13 protein-coding genes are annotated in these 11828 nt (G+C 66.0%); 7 read left to right on the forward strand and 6 right to left on the reverse strand.

Annotated features, from left to right (window positions below):
* Nucleotides 1–28: 28 nt before the first annotated feature.
* The gene (locus tag GV161_RS15790) at nt 29–442 is read left to right on the forward strand and encodes a cupin domain-containing protein (protein ID WP_152016593.1); all 414 of its coding nucleotides are present in this window, start codon (nt 29–31) and stop codon (nt 440–442) included.
* Between the two features lie 40 nt (nt 443–482).
* On the opposite strand, the gene minE is transcribed toward GV161_RS15790, so the two are convergent.
* From minE to minC, 3 genes are read right to left on the reverse strand one after another with little or no spacing between them, the layout of a single operon-like run.
* The gene (gene minE, locus GV161_RS15795) at nt 483–746 is read right to left on the reverse strand and encodes a cell division topological specificity factor MinE (protein WP_152016594.1); all 264 of its coding nucleotides are present in this window, start codon (nt 744–746) and stop codon (nt 483–485) included.
* Nucleotides 743–1558: a septum site-determining protein MinD gene (gene minD, locus GV161_RS15800; RefSeq protein ID WP_152016595.1), complete on the reverse strand. Its 816-nt coding sequence runs from the start codon at nt 1556–1558 to the stop codon at nt 743–745. Before minD ends, minE begins: the two co-directional genes overlap by 4 nt.
* A gap of 35 nt (nt 1559–1593) precedes the next feature.
* Nucleotides 1594–2343 (reverse strand): septum site-determining protein MinC, encoded by a 750-nt coding sequence (minC, locus tag GV161_RS15805; RefSeq protein WP_152016596.1) that lies wholly within the window; start codon nt 2341–2343, stop codon nt 1594–1596.
* 459 nt (nt 2344–2802) lie between these two features.
* Between minC and GV161_RS15810 the strand changes: the two genes are divergently transcribed.
* The 5 genes from GV161_RS15810 to GV161_RS15830 are packed head-to-tail and all read left to right on the forward strand — an operon-like array spanning nt 2803 to nt 7509.
* Nucleotides 2803–3462: a GntR family transcriptional regulator gene (locus tag GV161_RS15810; RefSeq protein ID WP_152016597.1), complete on the forward strand. Its 660-nt coding sequence runs from the start codon at nt 2803–2805 to the stop codon at nt 3460–3462.
* A gap of 54 nt (nt 3463–3516) precedes the next feature.
* On the forward strand, nt 3517–4515 hold the full coding sequence (locus tag GV161_RS15815; protein ID WP_152016598.1) for a TRAP transporter substrate-binding protein: 999 nt from the start codon (nt 3517–3519) through the stop codon (nt 4513–4515).
* Between the two features lie 9 nt (nt 4516–4524).
* Nucleotides 4525–5037, forward strand: coding sequence for a TRAP transporter small permease (locus tag GV161_RS15820; RefSeq protein ID WP_152016599.1), 513 nt, complete (start codon nt 4525–4527; stop codon nt 5035–5037).
* Between the two features lie 5 nt (nt 5038–5042).
* Nucleotides 5043–6317 (forward strand): TRAP transporter large permease, encoded by a 1275-nt coding sequence (locus GV161_RS15825; RefSeq protein WP_244624229.1) that lies wholly within the window; start codon nt 5043–5045, stop codon nt 6315–6317.
* Between the two features lie 10 nt (nt 6318–6327).
* Complete coding sequence (locus tag GV161_RS15830) at nt 6328–7509, forward strand: enolase C-terminal domain-like protein (protein ID WP_152016600.1); 1182 nt, start codon at nt 6328–6330, stop codon at nt 7507–7509.
* Nucleotides 7510–7525: 16 nt separating this feature from the next.
* Here the strand turns inward: GV161_RS15830 and GV161_RS15835 are convergent, their stop codons facing one another.
* The 3 genes from GV161_RS15835 to GV161_RS15845 all read right to left on the reverse strand — a co-directional run bounded on the left by GV161_RS15835 (nt 7526) and on the right by GV161_RS15845 (nt 10545).
* Nucleotides 7526–8320 carry an NAD(P)-binding domain-containing protein gene (locus tag GV161_RS15835; RefSeq protein ID WP_152016601.1) on the reverse strand — a complete coding sequence of 265 codons (795 nt, stop codon included), beginning with the start codon at nt 8318–8320 and terminating at the stop codon, nt 7526–7528.
* A gap of 98 nt (nt 8321–8418) precedes the next feature.
* Complete coding sequence (locus GV161_RS15840) at nt 8419–9471, reverse strand: threonine aldolase family protein (protein ID WP_152016602.1); 1053 nt, start codon at nt 9469–9471, stop codon at nt 8419–8421.
* 153 nt (nt 9472–9624) lie between these two features.
* The gene (locus GV161_RS15845; RefSeq protein ID WP_152016603.1) at nt 9625–10545 is read right to left on the reverse strand and encodes a LysR family transcriptional regulator; all 921 of its coding nucleotides are present in this window, start codon (nt 10543–10545) and stop codon (nt 9625–9627) included.
* Nucleotides 10546–10772: 227 nt separating this feature from the next.
* On the opposite strand from GV161_RS15845, the gene GV161_RS15850 reads away from it, so the two are divergent.
* Nucleotides 10773–11789, forward strand: coding sequence for an amino acid ABC transporter substrate-binding protein (locus GV161_RS15850; protein WP_152016604.1), 1017 nt, complete (start codon nt 10773–10775; stop codon nt 11787–11789).
* Nucleotides 11790–11828 lie beyond the last annotated feature (39 nt).

An 11828-nucleotide genomic window follows, 5' to 3' on the forward strand; every position in this document is an offset into this window, starting at 1 on the left:
TGCGACCGCAGGCTCAAGGAGACAGCCCATGGACATCATCCGCGCCGGAACCCGGCCATCGGCGAAAGGGCCGGGCGACTGGTTCAGCGGCACCGTCCGCATCGATCCGCTGTTCAATCCGCATGCACCCGAGCGCGTGCAGGGCGCCAGCGTCACCTTCGAGCCCGGCGCGCGAACGGCCTGGCACACCCATCCGCTCGGCCAGACGCTGGTCGTCACCGCCGGCTTCGGCCGCGTGCAGCGCTGGGGCGGGCCGGTCGAGGAGATCAGGCCGGGGGACGTGGTCTGGTTTCCGCCGGGCGAGAAGCATTGGCACGGCGCCGGGCCGGAGACGGCGATGACCCATATCGCCGTGCAGGAGGCCCTGGACGGCAAGGTCGTCGACTGGCTCGATAAGGTCTCGGACGCTGAATATGACGGCCGCGGGCCGGCGGTGATGTGAGGCCGGCAAGGGCCTTGAATATGAAAGGAAAAGGCGGCCCTCAGGCCGCCTTCTTGCCCGCGTCGAACGGGATCTCGATGTCGACGGCCAGCGTCGAGACCTGGGCGCCCCGCTCCATCCGGACGCTGACCTTGTCGTTGTCGAGCTGCACATGCTTGGCGATCACCTGCAGGATCTCGTCGCGCAGCTTGGTCACGAGGTCGGCGCCGTCGGCCGAGAGACGCTCATGGGCCAGCAGGACCTGAAGGCGCTCGCGCGCGGCCGGGGCCGACTGGGTGCGGAAGAAGAGACGACGCAGGTTCATGCCGCTTTCCTTCCGAAGATCTTTCCGAAGAAGCCGCGCTTCTCGCCGGGAATGGTGACGGGGAAGCTCTCGCCCTTGAGCCGGCGCACCGCGTCGAAATAGGCCAGCGCCGGGGCGCTGCGCTCATCGGCCAGCGTGACGGGCGAGCCGATATTGGAGGCGCGCAGCACGTCCATGCTCTCGGGGATGATGCCGAGCAGCGGGATCGACAGGATCTCCAGGACGTCGTCGACCTTCAGCATGTCGCCGCGCTCGGCCCGCGCCGGGTCATAGCGGGTGAGCAGCAGGTGCTTCTCCATGCGCTCGCCATTCTCGGCCTTCACCGTCTTCGAATCGAGCAGGCCGATGATCCGGTCGGAATCGCGCACCGAAGAGACTTCCGGATTGGTCACCACGATCGCGATATCGGCGTGGCGCATGGCGAGGGTGGCGCCGCGCTCGATGCCGGCCGGGCTGTCGCAGATCACCCAGTCGAAATGCGTCCTGAGTGCGCCGATGACCTTTTCGACGCCCTCGGTGGTGAGGTTGTCCTTGTCGCGCGTCTGCGAGGCCGGCAGCAGATAGAGCGTCTCGACCCGTTTGTCGCGGATCAGCGCCTGCGTCAGCTTGGCTTCGCCCTGGATCACGTTGACGAGGTCGTAGACCACCCGCCGCTCGGCACCCATGATCAGGTCGAGATTGCGCAGGCCGACATCGAAGTCGACGACCACGACCTTGTCGCCGCTCTGCGCCAAAGCTGCGCCCAGGGCGGCGGACGAGGTTGTCTTGCCGACGCCGCCCTTGCCCGATGTGACCACGATGACCTTGCCCATTGACCTCTCCTAGTTCCGGTGGACGTGCTGTCGTTTCAGGTCAGTGACCCGGCCGTGAAGGTCTCACCTTCGAGCCAGAACTGGACGGGTTTGCCGCGCAGATTGGACTCGAGGTCCTCTGCCGTCTTGTAGAAGCCGTCGATGGCGACCATCTCGGCCTCCAGCTTGCGGCAGAAGATGCGCGCGGCGGCGTTGCCGAGCGTGCCGGCCATCGCCCGGCCGCGCAGCGTGCCGTAGATATGGATCGAGCCGCCGGCGATGACCTCGGCGCCGGAAGCGACCGAGCCGATGATGGTGATGTCGCCCTCGGCGAAGATCGACTGTCCCGAGCGCACCGGCTGGCTGACGACGAGCGAGGCCGGCGCACCCGTGGTGGGCAGCGGCGCGGCGGGCACGTCCGCGACGCTCTCGGCCGCAGCGGGGGCAGGGGTCTCGTTGACTGGCGCGGCCGCAGGCTCTTCGATGTCGCCGGTCGCCTTGCCGCCCGACATGGCCGGTGGCAGGTCGGCCCCGAGCATGGAGGGACGTGCGCCCTCGATCCCCATGATCCGGACATTACGCGTGCCGAGCTTGCCGACGAGGTCGCGCAACTGCGCGCGGTCGATCTCCAGCCCTTCGACGTCCAGCACGACCGGCCGCCGCAGGAAGAAGCCGGCGGAGCGGCCGGCGAGATCGTCGAGCCGCACCAGCCAATCCTCGAAAGGCAGCTCGGGTGTCAGCGTCAACGCGAGATAGGAGCGCCCCTTGAGGCGGATCGGCCGGGGTTGGGTTAACACGGCGGTCATCTTGGTAAATTTTCGGTTCCCCAGATGTAGGAATCGAATGGTTAACGAGCGGTAAATCCTTGGGGCGCTTTCCAGAAGGACCGTCTCGTCAGGTGCCGAGTGAGATCAAAAAAATCATTTATTATCAATGCAATACAATGATGGTTGCGCCAGGGCGCGAAGCTGTGGGCAGCGAGGCGAGCTGTTGTGGAAGCACTTGCTGCCGCAGGAGCGCTGCTGCGGCTCCCATTTCCTGAAAGGGCCGATGGCTGTTGTGAATGCTGCGTTTTGTCCTGTGTCCGCGCATCCCGGACAATGGGTGCCGGCGAGGCTTGAGCTGACCGAATCGTGCGACTCGGTCAGCTCAAGTGCTCGGGCGAGCGATCGATCAGGCGCTGTGTTGTCCGCCCTCGAATGGATTGACTCTCCTGAGCGTTCGTTTCAAAATCATGCACGATCCAAGATGCAGGATATGAAGCTTTGAGCGGCGCACGCAAGATCGAGCGGGTCGTGCTCGGCGACCAGGTCTACGAGGCGATCAAGGAGCGCATCCTCGACCAGGCCTATGCGCCGGGGGAGAAGCTCAATGTCGACGGGCTGGCGCGCGAGCTTCAGGTCTCTTCGACGCCTATCCGCGAGGCGCTGGCCCGGCTCGTGGCGGAGGGGCTGGTCAAGGCCGAGCCCTTCATCGGCTTCGCCACGGCGCCGCTGCCTGACCGGCGCTACTACGAGGACGTCTATAATTTTCGCGGCGTGATCGAGCCCTGGGCCGCAGCGCAGGCGGCGCGGAGCAGGCCTGGGCCGGACGTCATCGCGGCGCTGCGCGACGAGGTCGCGGCCATGATGGCCGGCGAGCCTTCGCGCGAATATCGCAGCCATCGTGGCTTCACCGAGGGCGATGATCGCTTCCACCGCATCATCCTGCAGGCTGCTGGCAACCAGGTCGCGCTCAAGAGCTATGACGACCTGCGCTTCCACCTGCACATCTCGCGGCTCTACCTGACGCGCGAGCAGGATGTCGGGCTGACCCATCAGGAGCATTTCCGCATCGTCGACGCGCTCGAGGCGGGCGACCCCGACGCCGCAGCGCAGGCCATGCGCCTGCATCTCGAAGGCTCCTACGAGCGGCTGATCAAGTAGCCGAAACGCCCCCGAGGCCGAAAACGGCCCGGTTCAACATCAGGGAGGATCAACATGATCTTGAAACGCATCGCCGCCGCGGCCTTGATCGCCGGCAGCTTCATCGCAAGCGTGGCGCAGGCACAGACCCTGCGCTTCGGCCACGCCAACACCACCGCCGAGATCGCCGGCGAGCTCTTCCAGGAATTCGCCGAGCGCGTGAACAAGGGCACGGGCGGCGCCGTCACCATCCGCGTCTTCCCGGCCGAGCAGCTCGGCAAGGAGGTCGATCTCTTCAAGCAGGTCAAGGAAGGCGCACTCGACCTCTCCGCGCCGTCGATGGCGGCGGCGTCCTCGCTGGTGCCGGCGCTGGAGATCCCGAGCGCGCCCTTCCTCTGGAAGGACTGGAGCGAGGCCGAGGCGATCATCCGCTCCGACGCCTTCGATCCCGTGTTCGACGAGCTGCGCGACAAGCACAACATCGTGCCGGTCAGCCGCATCTGGTATTGGGGCTGGCGCAACATGACGACGCTCGATCGCGCCGTGAAGAAGCCGGAGGATCTGCAAGGCCTGAAGATCCGCGTGCCGGAGAGCCCGGTCTGGGTCGAGATGATCAAGGCCTATGGCGGAGCGCCGACGCCGGTCCCCTTCGGCGAGGTCTACACCGCGCTCCAGCAGAAGACGGTCGACGGCCAGGAGAACCCGATCCCGACGATCTTCTCGCGCAAGTTCTACGAGGTGCAGGGCTTCGTCGCGATGACCAAGCACATGCTCCAGAACAACATGATCGTCATCAACAAGGACAGCCTTGCCAGGCTGAAGCCCGAGCATCGCGAGGTGCTGTTCGCGGAAGCCGCCCGCGCCTCGGCGATGAACACCTATCTCCAGCAGAAGCGCGAGGCCTCGATGCTGGAGGACATCCGCAAGTCCGGCCGCTCCAAGATCGTCGAGGACGTCGATCGCGACGCCTTCGCCGCCAAGTCCAAGGTTGTCGCCACCGCGATGGAGGGGCGCTGGGGCAAGGCTCATCTCGACCGCGTGCTCGCGGCGATCGACAAGCAGCGCCAGCGTTAGTCCGTAGCAATGACCGGCCTCACCTTGATCCGGCGGCTCGACGACTGGTCGAGCCGCGTGGAGGATGCTGCCCTGGTGGTCCTCCACGCCGCCATTGCGACGCTGGTCTGCGCCGCCGTCGTCTTCCGCTATGTGTTGAGCGACCCGCTGACCTGGTCGGAGGAGCTCATCCTGCTGTTCTTCGCCTGGATGGTCTTCCTCGGCATCGCCAGCGCCTTCCACGTCCGCACGCACATCATCATCGACGTCATCGTGATGTTCGCGCCGCGCTGGCTCGCCCGCGCCTTCGGCCTCTTCGCCTTCCTGACGACGGCGGTGGTGCTGGGCACGCTGACCTATTTCTCCTGGCGCTATCTCCAGCGCGAGATGCCGAACATCACGCCGATGCTCGGCATCTCGGCCGGCTGGATGATCGCGCCGCTCTTCGTCGGCAGTGTGCTCTCGCTGTTGCACCTCCTGCGCAACCTGCTGGATGAGGGGCCCGCGGGGGCGCTCTGGTCCGACATCACGACGCGCGAGTAGCGGCCATGGTGACCTTGCTTCTTTGCGCCTTCGCGCTGCTCATCGTCGTCGGCACGCCGATCTGGATCGCCATGGCCGGCTCGGCCCTGCTGGTGATCTTCATGGAGGGCATACCGCTCACCGTGGCGGCGCAGCGCATCGTCGCCGGCGTGCAGTCCTTCCCGCTGCTGGCGATCCCGCTGTTCACGCTCGCGGGGTCGCTGATGAACGCGTCCGGCATCTCCGAGCGCCTGTTCAGCTTCACCAAGGCGCTGGTCGGCCATATCCGCGGCGGCCCGGCCCATACGCTGGTCGTCGGTGAGGTCTTCCTCTCCGGCATCTCCGGCTCCTCGGTCGCCGATACCGCCGCGGCGGCCCGGGTCTTCGTGCCGCAGCTCGAGAAGATGGGCTATCCCCGCGCCTTCGGCGCGGCGCTCTCGGCCGTCGCCGGCACGCTCGGGCCGATCATCCCGCCCTCGATCCTGATGGTGGTCTACGCCTGGCAGGCGAACATCTCGCTCGGCAGCCTCTTCGTCGCCGGCATCATCCCCGGCCTCGTCATGGCCGGCTGCATCATGGCGACCATCGCCATCCTCGCGCTGAAGCGCGACTTCAGGCCAGCCGGCGCCTTCTCGCTCGCCAATCTCTGGACGGAGTTCAAATACGCCTCGCTGGCGCTGCTGATGCCTGTGCTGATCATCGTCGGCTTCCGCGCCGGGCTCTTCACCGCGACCGAGATCGCCGGCGTCGCCGCCGCCTACTCGCTGGTCGTCGGCATGCTGGTCTACCGCACGATCCGCCTCGCCGACCTGCCGGCGATTCTGGTCGGCACGGCGCGCGAGACGGCGGTCATTCTCGCCATCGTCGCTGCCGCCTCGCCCTTCAGCTGGATTCTCGCCGTCGACCAGGCGCCCCAGCTCGTCACCGATTTCATGAAGTCGATCTCGACCGACCCGCTGGTCGTGCTGCTGATCCTGAACATCGCCCTGCTGATCGCCGGCATGTTCATGGAGACGATCGCCATCATGATCATCCTGGTGCCGATCCTGCTGCCGCTGCTGGCTTCGCTGCAGATCGACCTCGTTCACTTCGGCATCGTGCTCCTGGTCAACCTCGTCATCGGCCAGGTCACGCCGCCCGTCGGGGTGCTCTGCTTCGTCGCCATGGCGATCACGAAAGTCAGGCTCGGGCCGCTCTTCCGCGAGCTCTGGCCCTTCCTGATCGCGCTGATCGTCGCCCTCGCCATCATCACCTATGTGCCCGCGCTCAGCCTGTGGCTGCCGCGTGTCGCCGGCTTCTAAGGGAATTCCCATGACCAGGATCAGCGAAGTCGAGATCGTCGAGTTCTCGTTCAAGGCGAGGAACATCGGCCGCTCGGCCGAGAATGCCCGCGCCATCTACAACATCGGCTACAAGCCCAATTCCGAGCTGGAGTTGACCAAGTTCGCCGTGGTCATCCGCAGCGAGGACGGCGCCGAGGGGCAGTACGTCATGCACTGGGGTGGCACCCGCGCCACCATGGCGCAGACGCTCTCGCTGGCGCCGAACATCCTCGGCCGCAATCCCGATCACCGCGAGGAGATCTGGAACGACATGAAGCGCGAGCTGCGCCAGCATGACGGCATGGGCATCGGCCCGATCGACATCGCGCTCTGGGATCTCGCCGGCAAGCGCTTCGGCGCCTCGGTCTCGCAACTGCTCGGCGGCTACCGCACGAAGCTCAAGACCTACGCCTCGACCTATCACGGCGATCGCAATGGCGGGCTCGACAGCAAGGAGGCCTTCGTCGACTTCGCCGAGGCCTGCTACGACCTCGGCTACCGCGCCTTCAAGGTCCATGGCTGGCATGATGGCGATGCGCGCGAGGAAGCCGCCAACGTCCTGCATGTCGCCAAGGCCGTCGGCGACCGCATGACCCTGATGCTCGATCCGGCCAACGAGCTCCGGACCTTCGCCGACGCGCTTTATGTCGGGCGGGCCTGCGACGAGGGCAACTACTTCTGGTACGAGGATCCGATGCGCGATTGCGGCGTCTCGGCCTTCGCCCACAAGAAGCTGCGCGAGATGCTGAAGACGCCGATCCTGCAGACCGAATATCTGCGCGGCTTCGAGCCCAAGGCCGATTTCCTGATCAATGGCGGCACCGACGCGCTGCGCTCCGACCCCGAATACGATCTCGGCATCACCGGCGCGATGAAGATCGCCCATCTCGCCGAGGCCTTCGGCGTCGATGTCGAGATCCACGCTTGCGGCCCGGCCCATCGCCACTGCATGGCCGCGACGCGCAACACCAATTTCTACGAGCTCGCGCTGGTCGGGCCCGATTGCCCGAACGCGGTGCCGCCGGTCTATGCCTGCGGCTACAGCGACCAGCTGGGTGGCGTCGACAAGGACGGCTGCTTCCCGGTGCCGACCGGTCCCGGCCTCGGCGTGACCTATGACTGGGACTATATCCGCGCCCATGAGACGGCGCGGGAGGTGTTCAAGCTGTAGTCGCGCCGGCTGGCGCTCAGGGCTTCGCCTGGTTCGTCAGTTCGGCGCCGCGCAGGCGCGATGTCATCGCGAGCGCGTCGCCGACGGCCGCGAACCAGCCGGCCTTCTCCAGCTGCAGCCGGATGCGGTTGTTCAGTCCGCCAGGCGTCTCATGCTCCTCGATCAGCCTGTCGAGGTCGGCAAGCTCGGTGAGGGCGCTCGTCGTCGCCAGCGCCTTCAGCAGCGAGCGCACATAGGTGGCGGCGGCCGGGTGCTCGACGCCCTGTTCGGCGGTCCAGCCGATCAGGGCCGCCTGCAGGGCGAAATAGGGCGACATGAACGCGCTGCACGGCCAGATCGCGGCAAGTGCGGCCTCGTCCGGGACATCGACGATGTCGCCGAGCCCGTCGAAGAGCGCCCGCGCCCGAGCATCGGGTGGGCACAGCACGATCGGCCCCTCGCAGCGCTCGATTGCCGGTATCGGCAGGACCCGCGCCACTTCGGCGGGAGCGCAGCGCTCCTTGATCTCGGCGATCGAGATGCCGGCGAGGCAGGACAGGACGAGCTGGTCGGGCCGGAAGCGCGTCCCGCTCAGCGCCTCCTGGAGTTGCGGCGGCCGCACTGTGACGAACACGACCTCACTCGCCGCGACGACCTCGGCATTCGTGGTCCAGCGATGGATCTTCTGATCGCCCGCTGCCAACTCCGACGACAGTCGCTCCGAACGGGGCGAAAGCTGGACCTCCAGCTCCGGCCAGCGCCTGCGCAGGCCTAGGATCATGGCTTTCGCCAGGGTGCCGACGCCGATGAATCCAATCGAGCGCACTGTCATTGAGTTTTGCTCCGGGAGAGAATGTCGTCGCGCGTTGCGGGTGATCTCGGTCTAGAGTGAAGCAGGCTGTCTCGCCGGAAGGCGACAGGACAGGACCTCTAGGCGGCCAGGGCTTCTCGCATCGCCCCCAGTGCCGTGTCGATATCGGCTCGCGACACCCCGATATGCGTCACCGCCCGCATCACGGTCGGGCCGAAGAGACCGCCGCCGCCCATGCCGACATCCCTGGCCTTTAGGGCCGCGACGATCTCGGCTGGGCTTTTCCCACTCCCGGCGACATCGAAGAAGACGATATTGGTCTGGACCTCGCCCGCCGCCAGCCTGATGCCGGGCAGGGCAGCCAGGCCCTTGGCCAGCGCCCTGGCGTTCTCGTGGTCCTCGGCCAGTCGCTCGACATGGTGGTCGAGCGCATAGATGCCGGCGGCGGCCAGGAAGCCGGCCTGCCGCATCGCGCCGCCCCAGCGCTGCTTGAGACGCCAGGCCTGGCGGATGAAGTCGCGCGAGCCGGCGAGAACGCCGCCGACCGGGCCGCCGAGACCCTTGCTCAGATCGATCCAGGCGCTGTCGAACGGGCCGGCATAGTCCTTCGCCGAGACGCCGGAGGCGACGACGGCGTTGAGTAGGCGCGCGCCGTCCATGTGGAGGACGAGGCCAGCTTCGCGCGCCACTGCGACGATGTCTTGGATGGTTGCTAGCGGCCAGATTGCGCCGCCGCCGAAATTCGCGGTCTGCTCGACCGAGACCAGCCGCGACTGCTGGAGGTAGCGGCTTTCCGGCCTGATCGCGCGCCGCAGCGTCTGCGCATCGAAGATGCCGTTCTCGCCCCGGATGCCGCGGACCATGACGCCGGCGAGCGCCGCAGGGCCACCCCCTTCCGAGACCATGATGTGCGCGCTCTCGTGCACGATGATCTCGTCGCCTGGGCGGCAATGGACCGCGAGCGCGATCTCGTTGCACATCGTGCCCGACGGCAGGAACACCGCCTCCTCCTTGCCGAGCATGTCGGCGACGCGGGCGCAGAGATCGAGGACATTGGGGTCCTCGTCCTTCTGCTCGTCGCCGACCTCGACCGACATCATGTAGCGTCGCATGCCGTCGGTCGGCTTCGATTTCGTATCGCTGTAGAGATCGATGAACGCCGACCGGTGCATGGTCTTCCTCTCCTGATCACGGTCCTGCCTTGTGATCATCGAGCCCGGCTCGAAGTCTTCCCGTGGCGGCTACCGGCCTTCGGATTGCTAGCGGCCGAGCCTTCGGCAGACCAATCGAAAATGGCAGGCAGTCCATACGTTATCGATATGGCTTCAGGCGTTCAGATGGGCTTCGCAGCGTGCCAGATAGTCGTCGCGCACGGATTTCAGTTCGGCCACGAAGAGCTCGATCAGCGGCGAGGAGGGGCGGTGCCGCGCCCGCAGCAGCGTCGAATGGAACGGCCCCCCGGCCGAGAAGCGGCGCATGACCAGGCCGGACGAAACATAGTCCAGCGCCGTCAACGGGTTGATGATCGCAACGCCGGCGCCGCGCAGCGCCATCGCGCAGGCCGCGGCGCTGTTCGAGGTCTCGATGACGAGCCGTCTCTGCACGCCGACAGTCTCGAAGGTGCGGTCGAGCCGTTTGCGATAGGGGTCGTGGTTGATCATGAAGATCGAGCTGACGCCATCAAGGTCGGCGGGGTCGATCGCGCGTCGGCTTGCGAGCGGGTGGTCGCCGGCCATCACGCAGACTTCGGCCGGCGCGCAGAAGGTTTCGTGCTCCACACCCAGCGACGTCATGTCGTAGGCGGCAATGCCGAGATCGAATTTCTGGTCGTTGATCAGTTCGCCGATCCGCCAGGACACATGGGTTTCGACCGTCAGGCTGACGTCGCCATGCTTCCGGACGAAGGCGGTGACGACATCGGCGATGAAGCCTTGCGAGAAGGCGGGTGCGCAGACGATGCTGATATTGCCGTTCTGGAAGTCCTTGAGGGTGGCTGCTGCCCGCCGCAGATGGTCGAGCCCCTTGAAGACCGTGTTGACCTCCTGGGAGAGCGCGAACGCGTAGGCGGTCGGCACGAGGCGCCCCCGGACCCGGTCGAAGAGCTTGGCGCGGGTCGCTGATTCCAGCTGCTTGATCGAGCGGCTGACCGCCGGCTGCGAGGTGAACAGCATCTCGGCCGCCCCGGTGACGGTGCCTGCCGCCATCACCGCCTTGAAGCACTCGATCATTCTCAGATTGAGGTCCATGCGAGAGCAGGTCCCATATCAGAATCGTATGGATGGCGGTCGGTTTTTTATTTGTGAGCCGCGAAGGCCGGATGTCAAATGCCGGTACTGGGCATCGTCATGTGGCGGTCGGGAGATACTGCTGAAGGCATGCAAGGTAAAGTTGAACGCCACGATACCGGTGAAATTCGACAGCAACGGTTCGCAGAAACACGCCGTTGGCGAGATAAGAACATCAGGGGGATTCTATGAAAGCTGCATCGGCTTTGGTGGCGCTGTGCATCACTATTGGTTTCTGGCCCGCCTCGGGGCAGGCGCAGACCCTCGAGCGGATCAAGGCCCGCGGCAAGATCATCTGCGGGGCGAGCCAGGGCGTGCCCGGCTTCTCGCTGCCCGATGCCAACGGCGTCTGGAAGGGCTTCGATACCGACATGTGCCGCGCCCTCGCAGCCGCGATCCTGAACGATCCGATGAAGGCGGAGTTCATGTCGCTCTCCGCCAAGGATCGCTTCGCGCCGCTGCAATCCGGCGAGGTCGACGTGCTGACGCGCACCACGACCTGGACGATCGCGCGCGACAGCCTGTTTGGGCTGAACTTCACCGCGGTGAACTACTATGACGGCCAGGGTTTCATGGTGCCCAAGAAGCTCGGCATCGAGAAGCCAGAGCAATTGGCCGGAGGCTCCGTCTGCGCGACGCAGGGAACCAGCAACGAGATGAACCTCGCCGACTTCTTCCGGTCGAAGGAGCTGAAATTCGAGCCGGTCGTCTTCGCGACCAATGACGAGGTCGTCGGCGCCTATGAGGCCGGTCGCTGCGATGCCATCAGCCTCGACGTCTCCTCGCTCGCCGCCATCCGCCTGAAGTTTCGCACCCCGGACGAGCATGTGATCCTGCCCCAGCTGATCTCGAAGGAGCCGTTGGGAAGCTTCGTCCGGGCCGGCGACGACCAGTGGTTCCGTATCGTCCGCTGGACGCAATTCGCTCTGCTGAACGCCGAGGAGCTCGGCGTCACCAAGGCGAATGTCGACAAGATGGTCGATTCCAAGGTGCCCGATATCCGCCGGCTGCTTGGCAGCGAGGGCAATGCCGGCGAAGGGATCGGGCTGAGCAAGGACTGGGTCGTGCGGATCATCAGGGCCGTCGGGAATTACGGCGAATCGTTCGAGCGCAATCTCGGCAGCGAGAGCCCGCTGAAGCTGGCGCGCGGCGCCAATAATCTCTGGACGAAGGGCGGGCTGCAATACGCGCCTCCCATTCGGTGATATCAACCGCGGGGAGGGCCGGAGTACGCGCCGGCCCCG

The sequence above is a fragment of the Bosea sp. 29B genome (genome assembly GCF_902506165.1).
Classification (GTDB): Bacteria; Pseudomonadota; Alphaproteobacteria; order Rhizobiales; family Beijerinckiaceae; genus Allobosea.